The sequence below is a fragment of the Nonomuraea sp. NPDC049758 genome (assembly GCF_040674635.1).
Classification (GTDB): Bacteria; Actinomycetota; Actinomycetes; order Streptosporangiales; family Streptosporangiaceae; genus Nonomuraea.
Map to the genome: position 1 here is coordinate 342,832 of NZ_JBFAMZ010000002.1, position 26,329 is coordinate 369,160.

Genomic DNA, 26,329 nt, shown 5'->3' on the forward strand with positions numbered 1-26,329 from the left:
CTTGGCGGCGGAGGTGAATGAGCCAAGACCGTTGTCCCCAGTTTTTCCACAGCCGTCCACAGGTTCGGTGGAAGTTATCCACAGGCTGGGTGACTGTCCGATATGAACGACTGCATGGCGATAGTCTCTCGGCCATGCCGTACAGCCATCCGGTCCGTCCCAGCAGCGGGGCGTGGGCGGCCGCCATCGGGTGGGCCAGCCTGGCCCTGATCTCGTGCGGGCTGGCGACCCCGTTCACGATCGGGTTCGCGGCATTCTGGCTGCGGAGCACCTGGCAGGCCATCGGAGCCTGCGTCTACCTGGTCCTGATCGGCTCGTTCGTCATCGCCATCATGTTGTACGACGACTTCGACAACATCCCCGAGCCGATGTCCACTCTGATCTCGTTCGGGTTCGTGATCGCCTGGATCGGCGGGATCGCCCATTCGGCCGTCCTGGTGCCGGCGATGGCCCGGGCGCGGCACCGGCCGCCGGTGCACACGCAGGGCCCTGTGCGCACGCAGGCGCCCATGCACGCGCCCGCGCAGACGCCCGTCCCGCAACACCGGCCCGCCGACCTGCATCAACGGACCACGGCCCCGACCCATCAGCAGCATCGCGGGCAGCCGGAGTGGATCGGGCACTACCGGGTGCTGCACCAGCTCGGGCGCGGCGGGCAGGGCGCCGTCTACCTGGCCATGGCGCCCAACGGGGCGCGGGTGGCGGTCAAGGTGCTGCACGACCTGGTCGACGAGACGGCCCGCACCCGGTTCGCGCGGGAGGTGGACGCGGCTCGGCGGGTCGCCACGTTCTCCACAGCCCGGGTGCTCGATGTGAACATCAACGGGCAGCACGCGTACATCGTCTCGGAATACGTGGAGGGGCCGTCGCTGGAGCAACTCGTACGGCGCCACGGGCCCCGCGACGAGGACGGCCTGACGCGGCTCGCGTTATCCACAGCCGGAGCGCTGGCGGCCATCCACAAGGCCGGGGTGGTGCATCGTGACTTCAAGCCGAGCAACGTCCTGATCGGGCACGACGGGCCGCGGGTGATCGACTTCGGGATCGCCCGGGCGCTCGACCGGATGACCATGACGTCCGGGAAGATGGTGGGGACGCCGCCGTACATGTCGCCTGAACAGCTGACCGGGGAGCCTGTGGGGCCGGCGTCCGACGTGTTCAGCTGGGCGGTCACGATGATGTTCGCGGCCACCGGGCGTCCGGCGTTCGGGGAGGACACCGTGCCTGCCGTCTTCAACCGGGTGCTCACGTTCCATCCAGACCTGTCGCCGTTGCCGCCCGCCTTGCGCGGCGTGGTGGGGGCATGCCTGAACAAGCGCCCCCAGGAACGCCCATCGGCTTCGGACGTGATGGTCGCAATCGTCCACTGACCGCGAACCATCTCCGCACAGGCCGGCAACCACCGCACAACCGACCGCAGGCGGATGGCCGCCGCTTACGCTCGCCCACCGGTGGCCACGGCCGAACGACTGCCTACTGGTAAGGCCACCAAACGACCGCGAACCGATGATCGAATCGACCCACCGCAGACTGGTAACCGCCGCCGAAAACCGGTGGCCGCCGCTGACGAAAGCGGGCCGATGACCATCGCCGCCTGACCGTTTACCAGTGACGCCACTGAACGACTGCGAACCGGTGATCGCCGCCGTCCCTCCGAAGGCCACTGGCAGCCGCCGTACGAGCGCGGACCGGTGATCGCCGCCGAACCACCGAAGGCCAGTGGTCGCCGTCGGGCAACTGCGGACCGGTGATCACCGCCGACCAACCGGCCGCCCATGGGTGACCGCCCGTGGGAGGGCCCTTCCAGCCGGGTCGGGAGGGCTCGAAGCGAGTCGCCCACCACGAAGCGCCGTACGACGCAAGGGGGTCACCCCCTGTCCAAAGGGACAGGACGGGAGATGGAGTAGGGCGCCCCTCACGATCTGGGCGAAGGGTTCGTGGAGGGCGGCCTGATGAGGAGGGGGTCAGGGGAAGGCTTGGCGGGCGTGGGTGGTGAGGGTCAGGTATTCCTCGCGGGAGACCCGGTGCATCGCCAGGCCCAGCCCGTGGCGTTCGGTGAAGCGGTGGAGAGAAGCCGGGGGCCAGCGGCCGGGCAGGTGGAGCAGGGGGTTCCCCGCGGGGTCGAGGAGGAAGACGCCACACAGGTCGTCGTGACGGTACCGGAGGAGACTGCTGCCCGGTTCGACCGGAACTTCGGTGATGACCCCCGAACGGCGGTACACCGTCAACGTCCCGGACGACTTCATCCGCAGATACGGCCCTCCAGGCGGCCCCACGACAAGGCCACGCTTCTCCTGCCACCGATGCACCCCGCCCAGCACAGGCCGCACGACGAGCAACGCGGGACTGAAAGCCACCATCAGCCATTTGGCGTGGAGCAGGTCCGTCAGGAAATGTCCGAAGGTCGATAAGCCGCGCCAGGCGACCCACATTCCGGTGCCCCCCAGATACACCATCAACGCCAGCCCGGCGATTCCCGCGCACACCCCCAGCGCCAGGTTCCATCGGGCCGTCCGCGGCGCCGGGACTCCGCGGATGCGTTCCCAGCCGGGGGCGCGGGCGGCGAGAATCCGGCGCGCCCGCTCGGAGCTGTCGTCCCGGCCGTCCCGGAGCGGGATGCCGGCCTTGGCGGCGAAGTCCCGCAGGTGGGGTGGGTGCCAGTCGCCGGGCAGGTCCAGCAGGACGAGCCCGTCGGGGTCGAGGGCGGCGACCCCTTTCAGGAACCGCGACCTCTTCCCGGAACCGTCTGTCGAATAGTCGTAACGGTAGAGCGACGCGGGCGACAGGGTCGCGGAACGGCCCCTGGCTTCGTCGGTGACGGTCAAGGTGCGGCCGTCGGAGGTGAGACTGACTTTCGGGCAGCGGGCGCCTTTCATCGCACCCGCGACGGGCAGGATTTGCGCGTTCACGAATCGTCCCCTTCATCCGGGGCCCCCTATGCCGGGTATGACGGATAAGAGCGGCATAAAGTTTCCGCCGGCGGGAAATTCAGATGAGGACCTTCACCACTCCGGTGAGCGCGAGCTGCACGAGTGCCAGCGGCACCAGTCCGGCCCAGGCGAGCTTCTGGAGCTGGTCCTCACGCAGCCGCGGATAGGTGACGCGCAGCCAGATCACCACGAACGCCAGCGCGAAGACCTTGATCAGGGTCCAGATCCAGCCGGGCAGGAACGGCCCGTGCCAGCCGCCCAGGAAGAGCACGGTGGTCAGGAGGGACAGGACGACGATCCCGGCGTACTCGGAGAGCATGAACAGGGCGAAACGCATGCCGGTGTACTCGGTCATCGGGCCCATGATGATCTCGGACTCGGCGATCGGCATGTCGAACGGCGGACGGCGCAGCTCGGCCAGCCCCGCCACGAAGAAGACCACGCCGCCGATCGCCTGCCAGGGCAGCCACCACCACTGCCACGCCTCGACGATGCCAGGCATCGACAGCGTGCCCGCCGCCATCGCCACGGACGAGGCCGCCAGCACCAGCGGCAGCTCGTACGACATGAGCTGGGCCGCCGCCCGCATGCCGCCGAGCACCGAATACTTGTTGGCCGACGCCCACCCCGCCATGATCGCGCCGAGCACCCCGACGCCCATGACGGCGAGCACGAAGAACAGCCCGAGATCGAGGTCGACGGCGACCAGGCCGCGGTCGAGCGGAATGACGATCAGGACGACCAGGTACGGGACCAGCGCCACGCCCGGCGCGATCATGAAGACGCGGCGGTCGGCCGCGGCCGGGATGACGTCCTCCTTCTGCATGAACTTCACGCCGTCGGCGATGAGCTGCGCCCAGCCGTGGAAGCCGCCGGCGTACATGGGGCCGAGCCTCGACTGCATGTGGGCCATGACCTTGTGCTCGGTCTGGCCGACGATCAGCGGCAGCACCAGGAACACGATGAGGATGACGACGAAGCTCAGCACCACTTCAAGCATCAGGCGGACCCCAATCGGCCGGTACTCCGGGCGGAAGCGTCTTGCGGCGGCTCGGGGCGCCGTGCCCTGACTCGCCCGGCTCCTTGGCGCCCGGCCACGGCTTGGCCACGCGGGCGGCCAGCACGAAGTCCTTGCGCAGCGGATGGCCCTCGAAGCCGTCGGGCAGGAGCAGCGGCACCAGGTACGGGTGCCCCTCGAAGATCACCCCGAACATCTCGTACGTCTCGCGCTCGTACCAGTTCGCCCCCCGGTAGACGCCGACGGCGGACGGCAGGCGCGGGTCGGCGCGCGGCACCCGGGTGCGCAGCAGCAGCCGCTCGCGGGTGTCCAGGTTGTAGACGTGGGCGACGACGACGAAGGCGTCGGGCGGCTCGTCCACGCCGGTCAGCCAGTCGAAGAAGGCGTGGCCGAGGTCGTCGCGCGCGAAGGTCAGCAGTTCGATCCAGTCGGCGGGGGCGACGTCGACCGTGGTCTCGCCGTAGGACTCGCTGATCTCGGCGCGCTCGCCGAACCGGGCGGCGACGGGGGCGTTCACGCCTGGTCCTCGGAGCCGTGGGAGCGGGACCAGACGTAGCGGTCGCTCAGCTTCTCCCCCGCGATCTTCTCCTGGAGCTTCATGATCCCGTAGAGCAGCGCCTCGGGACGGGGAGGGCAGCCGGGCACGTAGACGTCGACGGGGATGATCTGGTCGACGCCGTTGGTCACGCAGTAGGAGTCCCAGTAGGGACCGCCGGTGTTGGAGCAGGCGCCGAACGAGATCACGTACTTCGGGTCGGGCATCTGCTCGTAGAGGCGCTTCACGGCGGGGGCCATCTTGTCGGTGACCGTGCCGGAGACGATCATCAGGTCGGCCTGACGGGGGCCGTTGGCGAACGGGATGACCCCGAACCGGATGAAGTCGTGCCTGCTCATGGAGGTCGCGATGAACTCGATGGCGCAGCAGGCCAGCCCGAAGTTGAACACCCACAGCGAATAGCGCCGCCCCCAGTTGAGCACGAACCGCATGGGTTTGGGCGCGAGCCTGGAGACAGGTCCGACGGTGGGCATCGGGAGATCCGTTGCTGCCATGTCGCCCATTCTTGCGCGAATCGCAGGTCAGGCAAAGGACGCGCCCGCGGCCGCCCGGCGGCTTCCTCAGTAGTACAGAGCCGACTGGGCGTCTTCCTTGAGGCCGCGCGCCACGCGTTCGGCCGGCAGCGCCAGCTCCTCCTCGATCTCCTCCATGGCCTCCGCCCGCACCCGCGCCTCCATGTACGGCAGCGCCGCCAGATGCTCCTTCCGCAGGTGCGCGGGCGGGTGCGTCCTGTCCACCCGTAGTTCGTCCAGCCCGGCCTCCACGCACAGCCGTTCGATCTCCGCCTCCGAGAGGCCGGCGACGTGGGCCCGCAGTTCCGCCCACAGGTCCTGCCGGCCCACCGCGAGGGTCTGCGTCATCAGGAAATGGTCGGCGGGCACGACCCGGGTGCTCAGGGCGTCCATCAAGGAGAGCGCCGCCTCGGTCCCGCCCACGCGGGCCTGGATGGCGTCGGCCCGGTACTCGGCCCGCTGCGACGACCGATGGACCAGCAGCTCCAGGACGACGATGAGCCCTCGCACCGGCAGCCCGACGACGGCGAGCAGGCATTCGGCGGCCAGCCGGGACAGGCCGTCGCCCGGCTGCCAGCAGAACCGGGTCACCTCCCGCAGCTCGCCCAGCGAGTACAGCGCGCCGCCCACGGCGAGCCCATGCCTGGCGTCGCCGTTGCGCGAGTGGGCCATCTCGTGGGCGATCACCGATACGCGTTCTGCCGGGGTCAGCAGCATCCAGAGGGGGTAACCGATCTCCACCAGGCGGCGTCGGCGCCAGCCGTACGTGGTGAACGCGGCGTTGGCGGCGCCGCTGAGCACGACCAGGTCGGTGCGCGGCGCGCCGACCTCCGCGCCGATCCGGTCGATCAGCTCGTACAGGCGCGGGGCGTTCTGCCGGGTGAGGGTCTCGGCTCCTCCCGGGACGCGCATGACGCGGGGACGCAACAGCCAGGCGACGTCGAGCGCGATCACCCCGAACGGCACGCTGAGGATGGTGAACCTGGTCACCAGGTAGCCGCCGAGGAGGACGAAGGCGAACGGGAGCAGATGGACCAGCGCGGCGAGCGCGTAGCCGGCCGCCCGCGCGGCCCCGGCCAATCCGCCCGCGCAGGCGGCGTCATTCTCGCGGGCGGCTCGCATCACGTCACGGTGGAGGCTGTGGACGACGGCCGCCTGCCGGCGCGCCGCCCATCCCTTGCCGGTGCTCGACACGGCAGACAAATGTGCCGAGGCGGCACGAGAACGTCAAGAGTGATCTACGTCCAGCTGAGGACGCGTTTGCGCCAGGCGTACAGGATGCCGAGGGCGATGAAGCCGAGGAACACGAACATCTCCACCAGCGTCGTCACCCCGTAGCCGGGCGCGTCGAAGATCGTGGCCCACGGGAAGAGGAAGACGGCGTCCACGGCGAAGACGACGTAGAGGTAGGTGAAGACGTAGTAGCGGACCTGCGACTGCGCCCAGCCGTCGCCGACGGGGTCGACGCCGCATTCGTATGTGGTCAGCTTCTCGGGGGTCGGCCTGGTGGGCCGCAGGAGCCGGTTGGCCATGAGGGCCCCGGCGACGATGGCGACACCGATCGCGAACAGCACGGCGACCAGCACGTAGGACCCGAAGTAGCCCTCCATGACGTGATCGTAACCCAGTCAAACCTCAGACCCCATAACCCCAAGACGGGGCAAAAGGTAAGATCCCCCACATACCCTGACAGACATGCACCAAACGCGATTCTTTGCTGGAATCGCTCTGCTGGCCCTCTCGGCCGGGGGTTGCGGACTGGCCGCCGCCGCACCCGAGCGGGACGTGCTGGTCCCGGCAGAGCCGACCGCGATCGACTTCGTCGACCCCGCGACAGTCGTCGGCCTGTCCACCGCGACCATCACCAACGAGGACGACGACCACAGCAGATACGTGCACATCAGCTACCCCGAACTGACCGACGCGCCGGGCCTGAACCGCGCGCTGCGCGCGGACGCCGAGCGGCAGCTGCGGGACTTCCGGGCCGCCAAGAGCGTCAACGGCGACTACCCGCGTCCCGAGCTGAACGTGGACTGGCAGCTTGCCGCCCGTTCCCCGGAGGCCGTCGCGGTTCGGCTGCGCACCGGCGAGTTCCTGGGCGCGAGCTGGGGCAACTCCACCCGTACCTTCTGGTTCGACCCGCGTACCGGCAGGGCGGGCGGGTCCACGGCGCTGCTGGGCGGGCCGCAGGCGCTGGACCGGCTCGCGGTGCTGGTCAAGGAGCAGCTCAAGGGACGCGGGCCGCAGGTCGAGCGGGACGGCGTGCGGGCCGACCCCGGCCAGTTCGACTCCATGGCCTTCAACCGGAGCGGTGACCTGGTGGTCGAGTTCGACGACTGTCAGATCGGGCCGTGCTCGCTCGGCCGGGTCGCGGTGGCCGTCCAGGCTGGACGGGTCACGCCGCTGCTGTCCGAGCTGGGACGCCGGGCGCAGGAGAGCGTGCGGGAGGCCGCCCGCAGCGCCCCTCCGGCCGGGCCGACGACGACGCCGAAGACGGCGCCGACGGCGAGCCCCGAGGCGTCCAGCAACCGGGCCGGGAGCGTGAACTGCGCCAGGACCAAGTGCGTGGCGCTGACGTTCGACGACGGGCCGGGGCCGCGGACCGGGCGGCTGCTCGACCTGCTGGCCGCCGGCAAGGCGCGGGCCACCTTCTTCACCGTCGGGACGAACGCCGTCGCCCAGCCGGGCCTGCTGCGCCGGATGAGCGCGGAAGGCCACCTGGTCGGCAACCACTCCTGGTCGCACCGGGACCTGTCGAAGCAGGCCACCAGCAAGATCGCCGACTCCTTCCGGCGGACCGACGACGCCGTCCGGGCGGCGATCGCGCAGGAGCCCACGCTGGCCCGCCCGCCCTACGGCGCTATCAGCAAGGACGTGCGCGACGTCGCCCGCGACCTGGGACTGGCGCTGGTCGGCTGGGACGTGAACTCCAGGGACGAGCCCGGGGCGACCGCGTCGGAGATCACCGACCGCGTCGTGCGCAAGGCCCATCCGGGCGCGATCATCCTGATGCACGACACCAACCCCGAGTCGATCGACGCGATTCCGGGCATCCTGAAAGAACTCAGCGGGAAGGGTTACACCTTCGTGACCGTTCCAGAGTTGTACGGCTCCGCAGCGATGCGCGCCGGACGCCTGTACGAGTCGGGGAACCAGCAGTCGCGTAAGCAGCCCCTGACGTAGCACACGTGTTGGGGGGACGTATCATTGGCGCTCGTGACCCGAACCGTCCTCTTCGCACGCCTGCATGTAGACCTCTGCAGGCTCGCGTCAGGGCTGTGTCGTCGTTCTCCCGCCTCACCCTGACTTCCGACCGCGTTACCCGCTTTCGCGGCTGGCAAACGCGTGACCTTCCGAGGATCTAGCATGGAAACAGAGAACGCGCCCAACGCAACCGCGCCTTGGCGCGTCGAGGAGGACTGAGCTGTGACGAAGCAGGTCCAGCAACTCGACCGCGTGATCATCAGGTTCGCCGGCGACTCCGGCGACGGCATGCAGCTCACCGGCGACCGCTTCACCGCGGGGACGGCGGAGTTCGGCAACGACCTGTCGACGCTGCCCAACTTCCCCGCCGAGATCCGCGCCCCCGCAGGAACCCTGCCCGGCGTGTCGAGCTTCCAGCTCCACTTCGCCGACCACGACATCCTGACGCCCGGCGACGCGCCCAACGTGCTCGTGGCCATGAACCCGGCGGCGCTGAAGGCCAACCTCGGCGACCTGCCGCGCGGCGCCGACATCATCGCCAACACCGACGAGTTCTCCAAGCGCAACCTGCAGAAGGTCGGCTACGCGGCCAACCCGCTGGAGGACGACTCCCTGAGCGAGTGGCGCGTGCACGCGGTGCCGCTGACCTCGCTGACGGTCAAGGCGCTCGAAGGCTTCGAGATCTCGAAGAAGGACGCCGAGCGCGCCAAGAACATGTTCGCCCTCGGCCTGCTGTCGTGGCTCTACCACCGGCCGACCGAGCAGACGATCTCGTTCCTGCAGCAGAAGTTCGCCAAGAAGCCCGACATCGCCAAGGCGAACATCGCGGCCTTCCAGGCGGGCTGGAACTACGGCGAGACGACCGAGTCGTTCTCGGTCTCCTACGAGGTCAAGCCGGCCCGGCTGGCTCCCGGCGTCTATCGCAACATCTCCGGGAACCAGGCCCTCGCCTACGGGCTGATCGCGGCCAGCGTGCAGTCGAAGCTGCCGCTGTTCCTGGGCTCGTACCCGATCACGCCGGCCAGCGACATCCTGCACGAGTTGTCCAAGCACAAGCGGTTCGGCATCCGCACCTTCCAGGCGGAGGACGAGATCGCGGGCGTCGGCGCGGCGCTGGGGGCCGCGTTCGGCGGGGCGCTGGGCGTGACCACCACCTCCGGCCCCGGCGTGGCGCTGAAGGCGGAGACGGTCGGCCTCGCGGTCACCACCGAGCTGCCGTTGATCATCGTTGACGTCCAGCGCGCCGGTCCCAGCACGGGCATGCCGACCAAGACCGAGCAGACCGACCTGCTGATGGCCATGTTCGGCCGCAACGGCGAGTCGCCGGTGCCGATCGTCGCGCCGCTCTCGCCGAGCGACTGCTTCGACGCGGCCGTCGAGGCGGCCCGCATCGCGGTCAAGTACCGCACACCGGTCATGTTGCTCTCGGACGGCTACCTGGCCAACGGCTCGGAGCCGTGGCGCCTGCCCGAAGTTTCCGACTTGCCCGACATTTCGCAGGAATTTACGACTGAGCCCAACGGTGAGGGCGGCGAGTTCCTGCCGTTCAAGCGTGACACCGAGACGCTGGCCCGCCCCTGGGCCATCCCCGGCACCCCCGGCCTCGAACACCGCATCGGCGGCATCGAGAAGGCCGACGGCACCGGCAACATCTCCTACGACCCGGACAACCACGACCTGATGGTCCGCACCCGGGCCGCCAAGATCGCCGGGATCGACGTGCCCGACCTCGCGGTCGACGACCCCGACGGCGACGCCAAGGTCCTGGTCATCGGCTGGGGCTCGACGTACGGGCCGATCGCGGCGGCCGTGCGGCGTATCAGGCGCGAGGGCGGCAAGGTCGCCCAGGCGCACCTGCGCCACCTCAACCCGCTGCCGGCCAACACCGGCGAGGTGCTCAAGAGCTACGACAAGGTGCTGCTGCCCGAGATCAACCTCGGCCAGCTCGCGCTGCTGCTGCGGGCCCGCTACCTCGTCGACGTGATCAGCTACAACCGCGTGCGCGGGCTCCCGTTCAAGGCCGAGGAGCTGGCCGGAGTCATTCAGGACGTGATCGACAGTGACTGAGCTGGTGAACGGGAAGGGCCTGAGCCTGGTTCCCAAGACCGACGTCAAGCAGAGGCTGAAGGACTTCAAGTCCGACCAGGAGGTGCGCTGGTGCCCGGGTTGCGGCGACTACGCGATCCTGGCCGCGGTGCAGAGCTTCCTGCCCGAGCTGGGGCTGCGGCGCGAGAACATCGTGTTCGTCTCCGGCATCGGCTGCTCCTCGCGCTTCCCGTACTACCTCAACACCTACGGCTTCCACTCGATCCACGGCCGCGCGCCCGCGATCGCGACCGGCCTGGCCGCCTCGCGGCCCGACCTGTCGGTATGGGTGATCACCGGTGACGGCGACGCGCTGTCGATCGGCGGCAACCACCTGATCCACGCCCTGCGCCGCAACGTCAACCTGAACATCCTGCTGTTCAACAACAGGATCTACGGTCTGACCAAGGGCCAGTACTCGCCCACCTCCGAGGTCGGCAAGATCACCAAGTCGACCCCGATGGGCTCGCTGGACAAGCCGTTCAACCCGATCTCGCTGGCCATCGGCGCCGAGGCGTCGTTCGTGGCCCGCACGATCGACTCCGACCGCAAGCACCTGCAGTCGGTGCTGCGCGAGGCCACGGCCCACCGCGGCACGTCGCTGGTGGAGATCTACCAGAACTGCAACATCTTCAACGACAACGCCTTCGAGCAGCTCAAGGATCCGGCGGTGCGCGATGACATCACGCTGCGCCTGGAGCACGGCGAGCCGATCGTGAGCGCGTCCAAGGCCGTCGTGCGCGGCGCGAACGGCGGCATCGAGGTCGTCGCCAGGGACGGCGTGAGCGAGGAGCAGATCCTCGTGCACGACGCCCACAACCCCGACCCGTCGGTGGCCTTCGCCCTCAGCAGGCTCGACGAGCCGGCCTTCGAGCACGTGCCGATCGGCATCTTCCGCCAGGTCGACCGCCCGGCCTACGACGTGCTCATGGCCGACCAGCTGGAGGAGGCCGTGGCGCAGAAGGGCCCCGGCGACCTGAGCGAGCTGCTCATGGGTGGAGACACCTGGCGCATCGGCTAGTTCGTGTATTAGATGGAGCCGTCGGCCCGACGGCTCCATCTTCCACGGAGGTCAATCCACGATGTCGTATTGGCCTGAGGCCGTGGTGCTGGTGACGGGTGCGGCCGGGTTCATCGGATCGCACCTGGCCGCGCGTCTGCGCGTGCTCGGCGCGCAGGTGCACGCGGTCAGCCGGCGGCCCCAGCCGGCCCGCCACGGGGAGATCTGGCACCAGGCCCGGCTCGACGACGCCGGCGACACCGCGCGGCTGTTCCGGTCGGTACGCCCCAACCTGCTGTTCCACCTCGCCGGCGAGGTCACCGGGTCGCGCGGCGACGAGGTCGTCCGGGCCACGCTGGAGAGCAACGTCGTGGGCGCGGTCAACGTGTTGTCGGCCGCGCGCGAGCACGGCGTCCGGACCGTGTTCACCGGCTCGATCGAGGAGCCGCGGCCGGGCAACGACCATGCGCCGCCCTCGTCGGCGTACGCGATGTCCAAGTGGGCCGCCACCGGCTACGCGCGGCTCTACCACCGGCTCTGGGACCTTCCCGTCACCGTGCTGCGTCCCAGCATGGTCTACGGCCCGGCCCAGCCCGACACCACCAAGCTGGTGCCGTACGTGACGCTCAGCCTGCTGCGCGGCGAACGTCCCCGGCTGACCAGGGGCGCCAAGCTCGCCGACTGGATCTACGTGGACGACGTCGTCGACGCGTTCGTGCTGGCGGGCGAGTCCGACAAGGCGGTCGGCCACACGCTCGACGTCGGCACCGGCGTACGGACCGCCGCCCATGAGGTCGTCGAACGGCTCTACCGCATCGCGGGCGCAGGCACGCGGCCCGAGTTCGGCGCCGCGCCCGACCGCCCGCACGACATCACGCAGGTCGCCGACATCGTCCCGGCGGCGGACCGGCTCGGCTGGCGCCCTGCCACGGAATTGGACGAAGGGTTGCGCCGGACGGTCAATTGGTATGCATCCCAAGAATGTCACGAAGAAAGGCCCTCTTAGCCGGACGGGCGAAATTCTGCGAGCATGGGGCTACTTATTCCGGCCGGAGGAGTTGCCTTTATGAGCCGCCTGAACGCCCTGCGCAGTCGTTTCGTGGACGCTCCCGACTCGCTGGGAGCCAAGGCGCGGGCACGCAGGTGGCAATGGTTCGCCGCCCGCTTCCCCGACCTCGACCGGATGAACGTCCTCGACCTCGGCGGCACGGCCGGGGCCTGGATGCGCGCCCCGGTCAGGCCCGCGCACGTGCACATCGTCAACCTCGAACAGCCGCCCGCCGACCTGCCGTCCTGGCTGCGGGCCGACGTCGCCGACGCCTGCGACCTGCCGCCCGCGATCCGCGGCAGCCGCTACGACCTGGTCTTCTCCAACGCCGTCATCGAGCACGTCGGCGGACACCAGCGCCGGCAGCGGTTCGCCGACACCGTGCACGAGATGGCCGATCGCCACTGGGTGCAGACGCCCTACCGGTACTTCCCGGTCGAACCGCACTTCCTGTTCCCCGGCTTCCAGTTCCTGCCGCTCGCCGCGCGGACGACGATCCTGCGCCGCTGGCCGCTCGTCCACACGCCGACCTCCGACCGGGACGCCGCCCGCATGATCGCCATGGAGGTCGAGCTGCTGAGCGTGACCGAGATGCGGCACTACTTCCCGAAGTCGCGGCTGCGCTTCGAGCGGCTGGCCGGGCTGGTGAAGTCGGTCATCGCGGTCCGCAGCTAGCGCTGAGGCTTGCCGGGGTCAGTCCGTGCCCATGATGCTCGCGCCGCCGCCCTCCCAGGAGTTGCCCTTCCAGACGTTGCCCGGCCCGTTCGCGTCCCAGTACGACACCGGGCCGGCGTAGCCGCCCTTCGGCCAGACCCTGCGGCTGAAGACGTTGTCGATCACCTTGATGTTGGACGACTTCCCCTTCGCCCCGGCCCCGGCGTACAGCGACCAGCCGCCGCCGGCCAGGAAGTTGCCCTGGACGGTGACGTTCCTGGTGACGCCGAAGTCCTGGAAGAGGGCGATGGCGCCGGTCTGGTCGAGCGTGTTGATCACCGTGTTGTGCCGGATGACCAGCTCGGTGCCGGGGGCGGCGGTGCCGGTGGACATGATCATGTCGGTGTGGTCGCCGGAGTAGTACTTCGGGTCGTGCACGTAGGAGTCCTCGACCAGCCCCTGGTCGGTGAGGATGCCGTTGGAGATCGTGTGGATGTCCACGCGGCGGATCGTGATCAGCTTGCCCTGGTTGAGGATGCCGAACTGGGTGCGTACCTTGCCGTTGCCGAAGATCTCGCTGTCCTCGACCGTCAGGCCGGAGAAGCCCTCGCGCTGGAGGATGCCCCAGTAGTCGCTCTGGCCGCGGACGCGGGTGTTGCGGATGGTCACGTTGTCGGCCTCGACGGTGATGTCACCGGTGACGTCCCAGCCGTCGATGACCTTGCCGTCCTCCTTGATGACGATCGAGCCGGTCTTCTTGACCAGGTCGGTGCCGTCGGGGACGCCGGTGTTGCCCGCGCCGGGCCAGCCACCGCCGGGGGGCGGGGTGGAGGTGGGGGTCTTGGTGGGCGTCTGGGGTGGGGTTTGGGTCGGCGTCTGAGGTGGGGTCTTGGTGGCCGTGGGGGTCGCCGTATGGGTCGCCGTCGGGGTGCCGGTGGGCGTCTTGGTGGGCGTCGGGGTCGGCGACTCGCTGGGCGGCGTGCCCGTGGGGGTCGGGGTGCGGGTGGCCGTGACGGTCGGCGTGGCGGGAGGGCTCACCGTGGGCGTCGTCGTGGGCGTCCCGGGTGAGGTCGCCGGTGGGGTGCCGGGCAGGGTGCCGGTCGGCGTCGGGCGGTGCGTCGGCCGGTGGGTGGGACGGCGCGTCGGGCGCGCGGTCGGCTTCCTCGTGGGCCGCCTGGGCCACCACCTGGGCTCCTGGCTCCGGGTCCTGGTGGGCCGGGGCTTGTGGGTGGTGGGACGCGGCCGGGCTCGCCGGCCGGCGGCGGCCTGCGGCGAGGCCGCGCTGCTCGCCCCACCGGCCTCCGTCAGGACGGCCCGGGGCTCCAGTACGTCGGAGACGACGAGGCCGTACCCGCCGGCCAGCAGCGCCACCACGGAGACCCCGGCCAGGGATAACCAGCCGGTACGTCTCTTCCCTCTTCGATGCCGCGACACAGGCGACTCCTTCCGATCGTGGCCGAGTCCGAGTCCCCCAAGGGGAGAGAGTAGCCATGCCGAAAGAAGAAGTGATGCCTTTTACCGAAATAAACTCGTTATCCTCCAAATTCACAACAAGCTCATGTTTCTCATCTATCGCGGCAAATCCGGCAGAGAGGCGTCATCCCGGCGACACTGTGCCGCCGTTTTCCCAGGTGTTCCCCTGCCACCGATTTCCGGGCCCGTCTTTATCCCAATATGAAACCGGCCCCGCCGCTCCGCCCTTGGGCCAGACGCGGCGGCTGAAGACGTTGTCGATCACCTTGATGTTGGACGACTTCCCCTTCACCCCGGCCCCGGCGTACAGCGACCAGCCGCCGCCGGCCAGCAGGTTGCCCTCGACCGTCACGTCCTTGACCACGCCGAAGTCCTGGAAGAGGGCGATGGCGCCGGTCTGGTCGAGGGTGTTGATCACCGTGTTGCGCCGGATGACCAGCTCGGTGCCGGGCGCGGGCGGCCCGGTGGACATGATCATGTCGGTGTGGTCGCCGGAGTAGTACTTCGGGTCGTGCACGTAGGAGTCCTCGACCAGGCCCTGCTGGGTCAGGATGCCGTTGGAGATGGTGTGGATGTCCACGCGGCGGATCGTGATCAGCTTGCCCTGGTTGAGGATGCCGAACTGGGTGCGCGCCCTGCCGTTGCCGAAGATCTCGGTGTCCTCGACCGTCAGGCCGGTGCGTCCCTCTCGCTGCAGGATGCCCCACCAGCCCTTGGTGCCGCGCACCCGCGTGTTGCGGATGACCACGTCGTCGGCCTCGACCGTGATGTAGCCGGTCACCTCGACGCCGTCGATCACCGTGCCGTTCCTGGTCACCCGGATCGATCCTGACTTGCGCAGCGCCACCCCCTCGGGCACGCCGGTGTTGTGCGCGCCCGGCCGGCCCTGCTCGGCCGGCTTCGACGGCGGCGGCGTGCCCGGCCTGGACGTGGCCGCGGCGGGCGACCGGGTGACCTCGGGCCCGCCGGGGGACCCGGTGCAGCCGCCCAGCAGCACGACCAGGACCGCGACGAGGCACCAGGCCCCTCGGACGTACGGCCTCACTCGCCCTTGGTCCTCCGGCCGCCGACGAGGTCGGCCAGCGCGGGCGGCGTCCAGCGTTTGGCGACCTGGCGCAGGTTGCTCTTCCACGCCTCGCCGGGCCGCTGCTTGAACAGGGTGGTGTGGTCGTCGGTGACCTCGTCGTCGGGTCTGCCGTTGGAGTAGTAGTAGAGCGCCATCGAGCGGCGGGCCCGGTCGTCCGGGCAGGTGAGCGGGTCGGGGTGGCCGTGGTTGGCGTCGTCGGTCGTGGCGAACAGCACGAACCGGTTGAAGACCGGGAGGATCTTGCCCTCGCACTCGGTCATGTCCTTGTTCCACAGCTGCAGGTGGCCGCCGTAGCTCTCCTGCCAGTCCTTGTTGAGGTAGAGCAGGCCGTTGAGCCGGCGGTCGAGGTTGAGCCGGCGGCTGCGGTTGAAGTCGGCGTGCACCTTCAGGAAGCCGCCGGGCCGGATCTGGTGCAGGCCGCCGCCCTCGAAGTGCGGGTCGGAGACCAGTTGCGTGATGCCGGTCAGCCGCTCCAGGAACTCGACGAACACGCCGCTGTTGAACTCGGCCAGCAGGCGCCGGGTGGCCGGCCCCATGCGCTCGGTGTCGGCCAGCGCCAGCTTCACCTCGCGCGCGCTGTCGAACCGCTGCCAGGTGGCGTCGCGCGGCTCGGGGAACTCGTCGAGGACGGGCTCCAGCACCTCGGGCGGCAGGAAGTCGTCGATGACGACGTGACGGAACGGCGAGGCGGTACGGAACTGCTCGGAGTACTTGTCCGCCAGCGGGAACAGCTCGTCCCGGTGGAAGGTGAAAGCCTGCAGATCCTGCATGGAATGTGTCTCCGTCTCCTACGACACCCGGCCCCTACCTCCTCATCGCCTCATCAGTGCCTTCTGTTACCTGTAACGATCCATTCCCGGCCGCCGATGGCGACATGTGACGCCCGGCCCTCCCCGAGTCGCGATCGTGATCGTGACCTACAACAGCGCGCCGGTCCTCGGCGGTTGCCTGGCCTCCCTGCCCGAGGGTGCGAAGGGGGTCCGGCTCACCGACGTCGTCGTGGCCGACAACGCCTCCAAGGACGACTCGCTCGCCATCGCCGAACAGGCCGCCGGCCTGCCCGTACGGCCCCTTCAGGTGGGCCGGAACGCCGGGTACGCCGCGGCGATCAACGCCGGGGTCGCCTCGCTCGACCTGGACGACCTCGACGCGGTGCTCGTCCTGAACCCGGACTGCCGCCTGCGCCCCGGCGCGCTGGCCGTGCTGGCCGCGGCCCTCGACCGGCCCGGCACCGGCATCGCGGTCCCCCGGCTGGTCAGCACCGAGGGGGTGCTCCACCACTCGCTGCGCCGCACGCCCGCGGTACGCCGCGCGCTGGCCGAGTCGCTGGTCGGCGGCCGGTTGGCGGGCCGGATCGGCACGCTGGGCGAGATGGTCGTCGATCCGGCCCGCTACGAACGTCCCGGGCCGGCCGACTGGGCCACCGGCGCCGCCATGCTCGTCTCGGCCACGACGCTGGCCCGGCTCGGCCCCTGGGACGAGTCCTTCCTGCTCTACAGCGAGGAGACCGAGTACGCGCTGCGCGCCGCGGACGCCGGCTGGACCCTCTGGTACGAGCCCGCCGCCGTGGTCGAGCACATCGGCGGCGAGGCCAAGACCAGCCCGATGCTGGCCGCGCTGCTCACCGTCAACCGCGTCCGGCTGTTCCGGCGGCGCCGGGGCCGGGTCGCGACCGCCGGCTTCTACCTGGCGGTGCTGCTCGGCGAGGCGATGCGGGCGGCGGCCGGGCGGCGTACGGCCAGGGCCTCGGTCGTGGCCCTGCTCAGGCCGTCCCGCCGGCTGCGGGCCCTGCCGGGCTGAACCTCGGGCCCATCCACAGGAGCCGCGGACCGTTGCACAGCCGCGGGCCCTTCCACAGGAGAGGAAAACGATGAGAGTCGAGCGACTGGGGCTCGAAGGCGCGCTGCTGTTCGTGCCGACGCCGAGCCACGACGACCGCGGCCTGTTCACCAGGACCTTCGACGCCGTGATCGCCGCCGAGCACGGGCTGGACCACTCGGCGTTCGTCCAGGACAGCCAGTCGCGCTCGCGGCTCGGCACGATCAGGGGCATGCACGGCCGGTCCGGGCGCGGCGAGGCCAAGCTGGTGCGCGCCGCCCGCGGCGCGGTGCTGGACGTCCTGGTGGACGCGCGGCCCGGGTCGCCGACGTTCGGCTCGCACGTCGCCGTCCGGCTCGACGACGTGACCTTCGCCAACCTGTACGTGCCGCCGGGCGTGCTGCACGGCTACCAGGCGCTGACCGAGCAGGCCGACGTCTGCTACCGCATCGACAGGGAGCACGACCCGGCCGAGGACCTGGCCGTCCGCTACGACGACCCCGACCTCGCGCTGCCGTGGCCGTTGCCGGTGACCGCGATCAGCGAGCGCGACAGGTCGGCGGGCTCGTGGAAGGAGCTCAGGGCCGTCCTGGCCGCCTGATCGCGGCGTTCGAACCGCATCAGCGCCCCGGCCGCGCCGACGAGCAGGAACAGCACGCTGGTGATGCCGGGGAAGGACAGCAGGTCGAAGGTGGCCGCGCCGAGCAGCGGGATCACCAGGCAGGCGGCGATGGTCAGGCCGAGGTTGCGCACGTTCGGGTCGGCGCTCATCCGGCGCACCCGCAGGGCGACGACGATCCCGCACCCGATCACGCCGACGAACCCCAGCACGCCGACCACCCCGGTCTCCACCAGGGACAGCAGGTACTGGTTGTCGAACACCTGGTGCTTGAAGGGGTACCAGGTGCCGAGGCCGCGGCCGAAGAAGGGGCTCTTGGCGAACTCCCGCATCGCGAAGGGGTAGTCGTGGGTGCGGTAGATGACGCTGCTGTCCTCGCCCGCGCCGGCGAACAGGTTGTAGAACGTGCCGATCAGGCCCGGCGCCAGCACCTTCATGAAGCCCAGGAACACCACGAACGCGCCGATGGTGACGATCCGCCGCCGGTTGGACCAGCCGAGCAGCAGGATCAGCCCGGCCCCGCCCAGGCCGAGCACGGCCGTCCTGGAGACCGAGAACATCAGGCCGGCCGCGATGACGGCCGCGCAGATCCACCAGCGGGTCGCGGCCTGGCCCCGGCTGCGCGCCTGGAAACCGAGGTGGGCGGCCAGCGGCAGCAGCATCGCCGACAGCGCGCCGAACTCGATCGGGTGGCCGAGCGTGCCGGCGACCCTGCGCAGGTCGGACCGGGAGATCACGGTCGGCACCTCCTCGACCGAGGAGTGGCGCAGGCCGGGGACGCGCATGTACTCGGTCAGGTCGAAGTCCAGCCGGAACTGCAGCAACGCGACGATCGCGGCGAACGTGCCGCCGATGACGACCGCCTTGAGCACGAAGTCGAGGCGCTCGCGGCTGCCGATGCCGTCGCACATGACCAGCAGCAGGCTCGCGTACCCCAGGTAGAGCACGAGCGTGTGGTCGGCGAGGTTGAGCTCGTCGGAGGGCAGGTAGCGGTAGGTCGTGTAACCGTAGACGGCCAGCAGGAGCATGCCGTAGACGAAGATCGAGGTGCGGACGGGGTTGCCGCCCTTGGCGACGCCGGTCGTGCCGACCATCTGGGCGCACACCCACACCACGCCCATGAACAGGGCCATGATCTCGGCGGGGGTGAGCGAGAGCGGCAGCCCGGCGACCGCCAGGCGGGCCGGCAGGATCAGCAGGAACAGCACGAACAGGCAGGCCAGGGTGGCGCCGTCGGCGCGCCGCGGCAGGACGGCGGCGGTCATCCTTCGTGTCCCGCAGGCGTCCTGGCGCCGTTGGCGAGCGCGGGCTCGAACCGCACGGGACCGCCCCCGGCCCGGCGGCGCGAACGGCGGTGCCGGGCGAAGCTCTCGACGGCGAAGGCGGCGAACAGGCTCATGAAGAACGCCAGCGCGCCGGTGATGACGGCGCTGCGCATGCGGCTGCCCTTCTTCTCGTCGGGCGCGGTCGGCGGCACCACGACGGTGGCGGTCACGTACGTGGTGGGCGGCGCCTTGACCTGCTGCTGCCGGGCCCGCAGCTCCTTCTGGGCCAGGGCGGTGACCTTCACGACGATGCCGTGGGCCACCTCGGCGGTCGGCGCCTCACAGATGATCACGATGAACGGGGTGGCGGGCATCAGCTCGGGGTTGGTGCCACCGCTGGTGATCTTGAGGGTGACGTCGCCGCCGATGGGCGCGCCGACCTCGGCGGCCGTCCGGGGCGTGTTGAGCGCCTGGATGAGGATCGAGGAGGTCATGCTGAGCCCCTGGTCGAAGGAGACCAGGGGGTTGGTGCGCGGGTTGGGGAACTTGGGGTCGCTCGGCACGCTGCCGCCGGTCACCGGCAGGGTCAGCACGAGCGCCGAGCTGGAGATGAAGGTCTTGGGCGCGACGGCGAACACGCCGAGGGCCGTCACGACCGTGAGCAGGAACGCGGGGACCGTCACGTACCAGCGCTTGAACAGGATCCTCGCCGTCGCCCAGAAGTCCATGGCGGGCCCTCACTTCTCGCCGTCGTCCTGGTTCGCCTTCCTCGGCCCCGGGACGGGCGACAGCGGGCCGGCCCGGTAGGCGGGGAACTCCATGGTGGCCGAGCTGTCCTCGTCGAGGACCGGGAGCCCGGCGGACTCGGCCGCCTGGGCCTCGACCGGCTCGGGCGCCGGAACCGGAACCGGAACGGGAGGGGCGACGGGAGGGGCGGCCGGGGCGGCGGGCTCGGGCTGCCGGCGCTGCCGGGGCTCGCGCCGGACCACCACGCCGTAGGCGATGCCGAGGCCCAGGAACAGGGTGAGCAGCGCGCCGCCGATCGCCCCCTGCCAGTTCGCGCTGTGGTCGGCCTCGGGCTTGGACGGCGGCACGATGTCGGTGGAGGTGATGAAGGTGTTCGGCGGCGCGCCGAGCGTCTTCTGCCATTTGAACAGCTCGCTCGCCACGCGCTCGCGGGCCGCCATGAGCACGGTCGTGGCCTGCCGCGGGGACTCGCTGTCCACCCTGATGTAGATGTAGGGCCCGTTGATGTCCAGGACGTTGGGGTTGGTGCGCCCGTCGTCGATGGTGATCTCGGTCGGGCCGTCCTTGGGGGCGCCGAGCTCGGTCCAGACGTCCTGGGTGTTCATCGCGAGGATGACGATGCTGGCGCCGGTCTTGAGCGCGTCGTTGAAGGAGAGGAAGGGGTTGGTCAGCCCTTGCTTGGTCTTGTCGCTGTTGACCGTGCCGCCGTTCACCGGGGTCGCGAGGACGAGGGAGACGTCGGTCGTGTAGTGGGCCGGGAGGACGAGGTACACCACGCCGCCCACCAGGATCGACAGGAGGATCAGCGGCGGGCCTATCAGAATTCGTCGGAGAAGACCAAGAATCGCCTTCCAGAACTCCATTTTGGTACGTTCCCCCGCATCAGCGAACTTGCCCTATAGCGGACCATCGCCCAATCACTGGCAGACGTTACATCCCCCCAGATCGGTTACATCGGACGTGATCGCCGCGATAGACCTACGACTACGGCGACGGGGGCTTCCGGTGGGGCTGACAACTGAGCGTCCGGCGACACGGAGCAGGCTCGCCGGGCTCGACGGGTTACGGGGGCTGGCCGCGCTGTTCGTGGTCCTGCACCACTGCTGGCTGCTGTCGTTCCCCGGGTTCCCGGTCAACGACGCGCCCTGGTGGACGGGGTGGCTGCTCTACGGGCACTTCGCGGTCGTGGTGTTCATCGTGCTGTCCGGCTTCTCCCTCGCGGTCTCGCCCGCCCGGTCCGGTTGGCGGCTGGGCAGCATCCCCACGTTCTTCAACCGGCGGGCCTGGCGCATCCTGCCGCCGTACTGGGCGGCGCTGCTGTTCAGCCTGGTGATCGCCTGGACGGTCATCCCGCAGCCGGGCCAGCAGGCGCCCACCGGGCAGTCGGTGCTCATCTACGGCCTGCTGCTCCAGGACGTCTTCGGCTCCCCCAGCCCCAACGGCGCCATGTGGTCGATCGCCGTCGAGGCGCAGCTCTACCTGGTGTTCCCGCTGATGGTGCTGGTGCTGCGTCGGTGGGGGGCGGCGGTGATGCTGGGCGCGGTGACGCTGGTCGTGGTGGCCGTGGGGGCGCTGGCGCCGTACGTGCCGGCCGTGGAGCTGCTGATGCGGCTGACCCCGCAGTTCGCCGCGCTGTTCGCCGTGGGCGCGGTGTGCGCCGGGGTGGTGCGGGCGTCGGAGCGCACCGGGCGGCCGCCCTGGCACTGGGTGGCCGCGGCGGCCGCGCTGCCGGTGCTCGCGCTGGTCGTGGTGGCCGGTCCCGAGTGGGTGGTCGGGCACTTCTTCTGGGTGGACCTCGCGGTCGGGCCCGCCGCGGGCCTGCTGCTGGCCGGCGTGGCGACGGGCCGGCCCTCCTGGCTCGTCCGGCTGCTCGACACCCGTCCGGTACGGCGGCTCGGCTCGTTCTCCTACAGCCTCTACCTGATCCACGCGCCGCTGGTGGTCATGGTCAACCGGCTGGTGGTCGCTCCGCGCGTGCCGCCGGGGATGCCCGCCTTCCTCCTCACGCTCGCCCTGGCCGTGCCGGCGAGCGTGGGAGTGGCGTGGTTGTTCGCGTCCGTCTTCGAGCTGCCCTTCCAGCGGCACAGAGGCTGGCGGAGCCTGCGCGAGGCCGCGCGGGCGCGGTTCAGGTGACCCGGATCAGGTGATCTTCGCCAGCGCCTCGGCCTCGTAGGCCGCCGCGAGCTCCTCGGGGATGCGCGACAGGTCGTCGGCCCGGTGGAAATCGCGCAGGGTGGTGCCGCGGCAGGCGGCGTCCACGTTGGGGGCGGCGGCGCGCGAGCGGACGTCGTCGATGTGGACGGTGCGGAAGTCGATGCTGAACCGGGTCCTGCCGGAGGTGTTGGCGACGGTGGAGTGCAGGTGCGCCCCGGAGAACAGCATCATGCCGCCCGGCTCCGGGACGAGCCGCAGCTCGGGGTCGAGGTCGAGCGCCTCCTCCGGCTTGGGCTGCTCCCTGGTGTCGCTGTGGACGTGCTGCGCGGCGGTGGGCCGGCTCACCGCGGTCCATTCCGCGTAGTCGTAGCGCCCGCTGCCGTTGAGCACGGGACGGTCGAAGTACTGCGGGTGCAGGGCGAAGACGTTCTCCGGGACCACCTCATAGATGGGCATCCACCAGTTGACCTGGCAGAACGGCGCGGAGTACCAGCAGTCCCTGTGCGCGTGGTAGGCGTAGGAGATGCCCGAGTCGAGGTAGTGGTCGGCGGTCGAGGTGCGCAGCCGCGGCACGTCGAAGTAGGTCTCGTCCAGCGCCATGCCGAGCTCCTCCAGCAGGGCGCCGATCAGCTTCTTGCTGGTGGGATGATGGATGAAGCGGGGCTTGAGCTCGGCGAGCAGCGCGGCGAAGTCCTCCACCCGCATCTCGTACTGGGCGGTCTGCGGGTCGCGTGCTCCGAACGCCTCCTCGATCAGCTCGCGGGCGAACTCGATCAGCTTGGTCGAGGCGGGGGTGGCGGAGTAGAGGAACACGTCCCCTTTGAAGATCATTTTGCGCCGAACATCATCCCGAATTCGGCTATTGATTAATATAACGGACATAGCGAGATTTACCCCCTCGCGTCGTTCTTTTCCTTTCTCTCGCCGGTGCCCGCTTCTTCGTTACAGGGAATTACAGCGGCAATTGTGTCTCGGTGTCCGGACGGGCGACATAGGTCGAGTAGTCGGGGTGGTCGAACCGGTGCAGCGCCTGGATGTTGTCGTTCCAGGGGGCGGGGACCGGGCGCTTGTGCCGCAGGCCGTGGATCGGGGCCAGCTTCATCGCCTTGTTGTCCTCGTTGAACTCGCGGATCGCGCTCAGCTCGCCGACGTAGTCGTTGTGGATGACCTGGTCGTCGTCGCCGACGGTGTCGTCCAGGTAGACGAACACGCGGGGCAGGAAGTAGCGGTGGTCGCCGGCGAACAGCCTGAGCGCCGCCGCCGTCGAGGAGTAGAAGTCCACGTCGATCGAGACGAAGCCGATGGGCGCGGGGTGCTCGCCGTCCAGGAACTCCCCGACGGTGTCCTCGATGTTGCCCAGGATCAGGTGCGCCGCTCCCAGGCGGGCGCGCAGGGCCTCGACGTCCATGACGAAGTCGCCCTCGCGCCAGATGTAGGGCAGGTCGCGGTAGTCGGTGGGCTTGGGCAGGCCGGCGCCGGTGTCGAAGCCGTACACGTCGATCTTGACGCCGGTCGCGGCCGTCGCCAGCGCCGCCATGCGGTTGAGCTCGACCATGCCCGCGCCGCCGGCGACGCCGAACTCGACCACGCTGATCCGGCCGACGCCGAGCCGCCTGGCCAGCTCGGCCGCCTGCTGGACGCCGTACGCGTAGTGCGGCCGCGGATAGAGGTCGAGCGCGCAGCGCAGCTCGTGGGAGCCGAACGGCAGGCGCCGCAGGACGGCCAGCAGGATGCGGCCCGGCTGCATGAGCAGCCGCACGATGCGAATCAGCACGAGGGTTTCACCCTTTCGAGGAGACGAGTCGGGCGGCCAACCCGGCGATCTTGCGGCTGCGGTGCGTCAGCATCTGCTGCTGACGCCGCCAGTACGTGCGCAGCAGCACGGCCCGCGCGCGGGCGCGTTGCTCCGCCGACAGTTCCGTGCCGCCGAGGGCCCGGTGCATGGCCCGGAACTGCAGCGTGGTGGCGAAATGGGCGGTCCAGGCGGGCACGCCGAGCGCCGCGGCGATCCCGGACAGGCGGCGTTCGCGCAGGTTGCGATGGGCCAGCACGCGCGGGACGTGCCCCCAGGGCGCGGTCAGCGCGAGCATGGTGGCGTAGACCTCGTCCTCGCGGATCATCAGCGGTCTCGGCACGGCGGCCACCCGCTCGCGCCGCATCAGCCCGTAGAGGGGGTCGAGGCCGTGGTGCTGGGTCGTGACCACGTCCCACAGCTCGTCGAGGCGGTCGACCGGGTCGTCGGAGAGCATCCGGGTGCCGCGGTAACGCGGCTCGTGGACGGTCCCGTCCGCGCCGGTGTACCGGACGTCGGAGGTGACCAGGATGAGCCGCTCGTCGCCCAGGAACGGCTCCAGCGTGCGCGAGACGTAGTCGGGTTCGAGCAGGTCGTCGTCGCCCATCCAGCGGAAGAACTCGCCGCGCGCGCGGCGCAGCACCTCCACGAAGTTCCCGACCACGTGCAGGTCGTGGGGCTGGCGGTGGTAGGCGATGCGGTCGTCCTGGCGGGCCAGCTCGCGGCAGAGCTCCTGCGTGCCGTCGGTGGAGGCGTTGTCCGAGATCACGACCTCCAGCTCGGCGTGATCCTGGGCGAGCGCGGAGCGCACGGCCGTCTCCAGCCGGTCCGCGCCGTTGCGTACCGGGATTCCGATGGACACCAGCATCGTCTCTCCTCGGGGTCAGCGCGCGCGGGCGGGCAGCAGCCGCACCAGACGGGCGCTCACTAGGTGGAACTGGTCGCGGGTCACCACGACCAGCACGTACGCCAGCAGCCCGCCGCCGCCGGCCAGGACGAGCTGCACGAACGGGCTGCCGTGGGTCAGGCTGGCCAGGCCGACCATGACGGCGGCGCAGACCACCGCCCCGACCGCCGGGCGTACGAGACCGGGCAGCACCGGCCCGAGCCGGACCCCCGCCCGCTGCACGGCGATCATCGCGAGCGGCAGCGCGACCAGCACGGCGGCGGTGGCCTGGCCGATCGCGGCGCCGCGGATGCCGTCGAGGTGCGTGCCGGCGATGACCGCCGGGATCATCGCCGCGGCGTGGCCGAGGTTCATCCAGACGGTCGAGCGGGTGGCGCCCTGGCCGTTCAGGATGTCGAGCGCGAAGGCGGTGAGCATGCGCACCACCATCAGGACCGCCAGGAAGCGCAGCACCCCGGCGGACTGCTCCCACTCCGGGCCGTAGATGAAGATGATCAGCGAGTGCGCCAGCACCGCCATGAACACCGCCAGCGGCAGCACCATGGCGATGAGCAGCGGCACGCTGCGCTGGACGCCGATCGACAACGACTCCTCGTCCCGCTCGGCCAGCCGGGAGAAGCCGGCGATCGACACCATGCGGATGGCGCTGCCGATGATGCCGGGCACCCAGCTCGACACGTTGAACGCCATCAGGTAGAACCCGAGCCACGAATCGCCCATGATGTTGCCGACGATGATGTAGCCCACGTTGAGCAGCAGGACCTCCAGGGCGATCCCGGCCGCCGAGGGGATCCCGAACCTCAGCAGCCGGCCCGCGACGTTCCGGTCGAACCCCAGCCGGTAGGGCAGCCGGGCGTAGATCAGCATGAAGACGCCGGTGACCACGGCCCCGGCGAGCTGCCCCCAGGCGAAGCTGTAGGCCCCGGCGCCGTTGACCGCGAGCACGATGGCCACCGGCGCGTTGACCAGGAAGCCCGCGAGCACCGCCTTGGCGTTCTTGCCGGTGCGGAACCAGCGCAGCAGGGCCGCGCTGCGCACCGCCGTGACCGCCTCGACCAGGATGACCGCGGTGAGGATGCGCACCACGGTGGTGGCCTCCGCGCTGCCGGCCAGCGCCGAGAAGTACGGCGCACCGACCCAGAAGAGCCCGTACAGGCCGAGTGCGGAGATCATCGTGAGCGTCGTGGCCGTGGGCGCGATGTCCTCCAGCCGGCCGCGCCACTGCACGACGGCCGACATGACGCCGACGTCCTTGACCACCATGACGAACTGGGTGGCCGCGAGCGCGACGGCGTACGTGCCGAAGTCCGCGGGTGCGAGGAGCCGGGCCAGGATCAGCCCGAGGATGAACGAGCCCGCACGGGTGACGAGCGTGCCGAGCAGGCTCCACACCGCCCCTCGACCCGCCTTGCGCCCAATGTCACTGATGTCCGGGCTCGCCTGATCCACCATGCTGTGCC

The 26,329-nt window shown here is 70.2% G+C and carries 26 protein-coding genes; 10 read left to right on the plus strand and 16 right to left on the minus strand.

Annotated elements, in window-relative coordinates:
• Positions 1-134: 134 nt before the first annotated feature.
• Positions 135-1,370 carry a serine/threonine-protein kinase gene (locus AB0J46_RS06030; protein ID WP_364327072.1) on the plus strand — a complete coding sequence of 412 codons (1,236 nt, stop codon included), beginning with the start codon at positions 135-137 and terminating at the stop codon, positions 1,368-1,370.
• A 594-nt stretch (positions 1,371-1,964) separates the two neighbouring features.
• On the opposite strand, the gene AB0J46_RS06035 is transcribed toward AB0J46_RS06030, so the two are convergent.
• The 6 genes from AB0J46_RS06035 to ndhC form a co-directional block, all read right to left on the minus strand.
• The gene (locus tag AB0J46_RS06035) at positions 1,965-2,909 is read right to left on the minus strand and encodes a hypothetical protein (RefSeq protein ID WP_364327075.1); all 945 of its coding nucleotides are present in this window, start codon (positions 2,907-2,909) and stop codon (positions 1,965-1,967) included.
• A 79-nt stretch (positions 2,910-2,988) separates the two neighbouring features.
• The gene (gene nuoH, locus AB0J46_RS06040) at positions 2,989-3,930 is read right to left on the minus strand and encodes an NADH-quinone oxidoreductase subunit NuoH (protein ID WP_364327078.1); all 942 of its coding nucleotides are present in this window, start codon (positions 3,928-3,930) and stop codon (positions 2,989-2,991) included.
• Positions 3,923-4,465, minus strand: a complete 543-nt coding sequence (locus tag AB0J46_RS06045) for an NADH-quinone oxidoreductase subunit C (RefSeq protein ID WP_364327081.1) — start codon at positions 4,463-4,465, stop codon at positions 3,923-3,925. The genes nuoH and AB0J46_RS06045 overlap by 8 nt, the downstream gene beginning before the upstream one ends.
• Complete coding sequence (locus AB0J46_RS06050; RefSeq protein WP_352322499.1) at positions 4,462-4,935, minus strand: NADH-quinone oxidoreductase subunit B family protein; 474 nt, start codon at positions 4,933-4,935, stop codon at positions 4,462-4,464. Before AB0J46_RS06050 ends, AB0J46_RS06045 begins: the two co-directional genes overlap by 4 nt.
• Positions 4,936-5,064: 129 nt before the next feature.
• Positions 5,065-6,210 carry a M48 family metallopeptidase gene (locus AB0J46_RS06055; protein ID WP_364327084.1) on the minus strand — a complete coding sequence of 382 codons (1,146 nt, stop codon included), beginning with the start codon at positions 6,208-6,210 and terminating at the stop codon, positions 5,065-5,067.
• 44 nt (positions 6,211-6,254) lie between these two features.
• A complete protein-coding gene (gene ndhC, locus AB0J46_RS06060) occupies positions 6,255-6,626 on the minus strand; it encodes an NADH-quinone oxidoreductase subunit A (RefSeq protein ID WP_357966531.1) in 372 nt (123 codons plus the stop codon).
• A gap of 85 nt (positions 6,627-6,711) precedes the next feature.
• On the opposite strand from ndhC, the gene AB0J46_RS06065 reads away from it, so the two are divergent.
• From AB0J46_RS06065 to AB0J46_RS06090, 6 genes are all read left to right on the plus strand, one after another.
• Positions 6,712-8,199: a polysaccharide deacetylase family protein gene (locus AB0J46_RS06065; protein ID WP_364327087.1), complete on the plus strand. Its 1,488-nt coding sequence runs from the start codon at positions 6,712-6,714 to the stop codon at positions 8,197-8,199.
• A 33-nt stretch (positions 8,200-8,232) separates the two neighbouring features.
• Positions 8,233-8,322: a putative leader peptide gene (locus tag AB0J46_RS06070; protein WP_352322479.1), complete on the plus strand. Its 90-nt coding sequence runs from the start codon at positions 8,233-8,235 to the stop codon at positions 8,320-8,322.
• Between the two features lie 120 nt (positions 8,323-8,442).
• The gene (locus tag AB0J46_RS06075; protein WP_352322478.1) at positions 8,443-10,287 is read left to right on the plus strand and encodes a 2-oxoacid:acceptor oxidoreductase subunit alpha; all 1,845 of its coding nucleotides are present in this window, start codon (positions 8,443-8,445) and stop codon (positions 10,285-10,287) included.
• Entirely contained in the window at positions 10,280-11,326 is a 1,047-nt protein-coding gene (locus AB0J46_RS06080; RefSeq protein ID WP_364327091.1) for a 2-oxoacid:ferredoxin oxidoreductase subunit beta, read from the plus strand. The genes AB0J46_RS06075 and AB0J46_RS06080 overlap by 8 nt, the downstream gene beginning before the upstream one ends.
• Before the next feature lie 61 nt (positions 11,327-11,387).
• A complete protein-coding gene (locus tag AB0J46_RS06085) occupies positions 11,388-12,311 on the plus strand; it encodes an NAD-dependent epimerase/dehydratase family protein (RefSeq protein WP_364327094.1) in 924 nt (307 codons plus the stop codon).
• 60 nt (positions 12,312-12,371) lie between these two features.
• Positions 12,372-13,028 carry a class I SAM-dependent methyltransferase gene (locus tag AB0J46_RS06090; RefSeq protein ID WP_358290033.1) on the plus strand — a complete coding sequence of 219 codons (657 nt, stop codon included), beginning with the start codon at positions 12,372-12,374 and terminating at the stop codon, positions 13,026-13,028.
• Positions 13,029-13,046: 18 nt separating this feature from the next.
• Here AB0J46_RS06090 and AB0J46_RS06095 read toward each other — a convergent pair whose 3' ends face one another.
• From AB0J46_RS06095 to AB0J46_RS06105, 3 genes are all read right to left on the minus strand, one after another.
• Complete coding sequence (locus AB0J46_RS06095; RefSeq protein ID WP_364327097.1) at positions 13,047-14,441, minus strand: hypothetical protein; 1,395 nt, start codon at positions 14,439-14,441, stop codon at positions 13,047-13,049.
• A 163-nt stretch (positions 14,442-14,604) separates the two neighbouring features.
• On the minus strand, positions 14,605-15,525 hold the full coding sequence (locus AB0J46_RS06100) for a hypothetical protein (RefSeq protein ID WP_364327100.1): 921 nt from the start codon (positions 15,523-15,525) through the stop codon (positions 14,605-14,607).
• Positions 15,522-16,337 carry a 2OG-Fe(II) oxygenase gene (locus AB0J46_RS06105; protein ID WP_358290041.1) on the minus strand — a complete coding sequence of 272 codons (816 nt, stop codon included), beginning with the start codon at positions 16,335-16,337 and terminating at the stop codon, positions 15,522-15,524. The genes AB0J46_RS06100 and AB0J46_RS06105 overlap by 4 nt, the downstream gene beginning before the upstream one ends.
• A 106-nt stretch (positions 16,338-16,443) precedes the next feature.
• On the opposite strand from AB0J46_RS06105, the gene AB0J46_RS06110 reads away from it, so the two are divergent.
• Positions 16,444-17,367, plus strand: a complete 924-nt coding sequence (locus tag AB0J46_RS06110) for a glycosyltransferase family 2 protein (protein ID WP_364327103.1) — start codon at positions 16,444-16,446, stop codon at positions 17,365-17,367.
• 70 nt (positions 17,368-17,437) lie between these two features.
• A complete protein-coding gene (rfbC, locus tag AB0J46_RS06115; RefSeq protein ID WP_364327106.1) occupies positions 17,438-17,986 on the plus strand; it encodes a dTDP-4-dehydrorhamnose 3,5-epimerase in 549 nt (182 codons plus the stop codon).
• Here the strand turns inward: rfbC and AB0J46_RS06120 are convergent.
• From AB0J46_RS06120 to AB0J46_RS06130, 3 genes are read right to left on the minus strand one after another with little or no spacing between them, the layout of a single operon-like run.
• Positions 17,875-19,269, minus strand: a complete 1,395-nt coding sequence (locus AB0J46_RS06120) for an O-antigen ligase family protein (protein WP_364327109.1) — start codon at positions 19,267-19,269, stop codon at positions 17,875-17,877. The two genes, rfbC and AB0J46_RS06120, sit on opposite strands and share 112 nt — an antisense overlap.
• Positions 19,266-19,997, minus strand: a complete 732-nt coding sequence (locus tag AB0J46_RS06125) for a hypothetical protein (protein WP_364327112.1) — start codon at positions 19,995-19,997, stop codon at positions 19,266-19,268. Before AB0J46_RS06125 ends, AB0J46_RS06120 begins: the two co-directional genes overlap by 4 nt.
• 9 nt (positions 19,998-20,006) lie before the next feature.
• Positions 20,007-20,879, minus strand: coding sequence for a hypothetical protein (locus tag AB0J46_RS06130; protein ID WP_364327115.1), 873 nt, complete (start codon positions 20,877-20,879; stop codon positions 20,007-20,009).
• Positions 20,880-21,021: 142 nt separating this feature from the next.
• Between AB0J46_RS06130 and AB0J46_RS06135 the strand changes: the two genes are divergently transcribed.
• Entirely contained in the window at positions 21,022-22,149 is a 1,128-nt protein-coding gene (locus AB0J46_RS06135) for an acyltransferase (protein ID WP_364327118.1), read from the plus strand.
• Positions 22,150-22,155: 6 nt separating this feature from the next.
• Here the strand turns inward: AB0J46_RS06135 and AB0J46_RS06140 are convergent, their stop codons facing one another.
• The 4 genes from AB0J46_RS06140 to AB0J46_RS06155 all read right to left on the minus strand — a co-directional run bounded on the left by AB0J46_RS06140 (position 22,156) and on the right by AB0J46_RS06155 (position 26,321).
• Positions 22,156-23,001, minus strand: a complete 846-nt coding sequence (locus tag AB0J46_RS06140) for a hypothetical protein (protein WP_364327120.1) — start codon at positions 22,999-23,001, stop codon at positions 22,156-22,158.
• A gap of 121 nt (positions 23,002-23,122) precedes the next feature.
• Positions 23,123-23,944 (minus strand): hypothetical protein, encoded by an 822-nt coding sequence (locus tag AB0J46_RS06145; protein WP_364327123.1) that lies wholly within the window; start codon positions 23,942-23,944, stop codon positions 23,123-23,125.
• A gap of 7 nt (positions 23,945-23,951) precedes the next feature.
• Positions 23,952-24,830, minus strand: a complete 879-nt coding sequence (locus tag AB0J46_RS06150) for a glycosyltransferase family 2 protein (RefSeq protein ID WP_364327126.1) — start codon at positions 24,828-24,830, stop codon at positions 23,952-23,954.
• A 15-nt stretch (positions 24,831-24,845) separates the two neighbouring features.
• Positions 24,846-26,321, minus strand: a complete 1,476-nt coding sequence (locus AB0J46_RS06155) for an oligosaccharide flippase family protein (protein WP_364327129.1) — start codon at positions 26,319-26,321, stop codon at positions 24,846-24,848.
• Positions 26,322-26,329: the final 8 nt, after the last annotated feature.

Excerpts from the sequence above, each read along its gene's own strand:
- nuoH (WP_364327078.1), bottom strand. The coding sequence starts at position 3,930 with ATGCTTGAAGTGGTGCTGAGCTTCGTCGTCATCCTCATCGTGTTCCTG.
- AB0J46_RS06065 (WP_364327087.1), top strand. The coding sequence starts at position 6,712 with ATGCACCAAACGCGATTCTTTGCTGGAATCGCTCTGCTGGCCCTCTCG.
- AB0J46_RS06150 (WP_364327126.1), bottom strand. The coding sequence starts at position 24,830 with ATGCTGGTGTCCATCGGAATCCCGGTACGCAACGGCGCGGACCGGCTG.
- AB0J46_RS06105 (WP_358290041.1), bottom strand. The coding sequence starts at position 16,337 with ATGCAGGATCTGCAGGCTTTCACCTTCCACCGGGACGAGCTGTTCCCG.
- AB0J46_RS06155 (WP_364327129.1), bottom strand. The coding sequence starts at position 26,321 with ATGGTGGATCAGGCGAGCCCGGACATCAGTGACATTGGGCGCAAGGCG.
- AB0J46_RS06030 (WP_364327072.1), top strand. The coding sequence starts at position 135 with ATGCCGTACAGCCATCCGGTCCGTCCCAGCAGCGGGGCGTGGGCGGCC.
- AB0J46_RS06090 (WP_358290033.1), top strand. The coding sequence starts at position 12,372 with ATGAGCCGCCTGAACGCCCTGCGCAGTCGTTTCGTGGACGCTCCCGAC.
- rfbC (WP_364327106.1), top strand. The coding sequence starts at position 17,438 with ATGAGAGTCGAGCGACTGGGGCTCGAAGGCGCGCTGCTGTTCGTGCCG.
- AB0J46_RS06120 (WP_364327109.1), bottom strand. The coding sequence starts at position 19,269 with ATGACCGCCGCCGTCCTGCCGCGGCGCGCCGACGGCGCCACCCTGGCC.
- AB0J46_RS06085 (WP_364327094.1), top strand. The coding sequence starts at position 11,388 with ATGTCGTATTGGCCTGAGGCCGTGGTGCTGGTGACGGGTGCGGCCGGG.
- ndhC (WP_357966531.1), bottom strand. The coding sequence starts at position 6,626 with ATGGAGGGCTACTTCGGGTCCTACGTGCTGGTCGCCGTGCTGTTCGCG.
- AB0J46_RS06125 (WP_364327112.1), bottom strand. The coding sequence starts at position 19,997 with ATGGACTTCTGGGCGACGGCGAGGATCCTGTTCAAGCGCTGGTACGTG.
- AB0J46_RS06140 (WP_364327120.1), bottom strand. The coding sequence starts at position 23,001 with ATGATCTTCAAAGGGGACGTGTTCCTCTACTCCGCCACCCCCGCCTCG.
- AB0J46_RS06130 (WP_364327115.1), bottom strand. The coding sequence starts at position 20,879 with ATGGAGTTCTGGAAGGCGATTCTTGGTCTTCTCCGACGAATTCTGATA.
- AB0J46_RS06050 (WP_352322499.1), bottom strand. The coding sequence starts at position 4,935 with ATGCGGTTCGTGCTCAACTGGGGGCGGCGCTATTCGCTGTGGGTGTTC.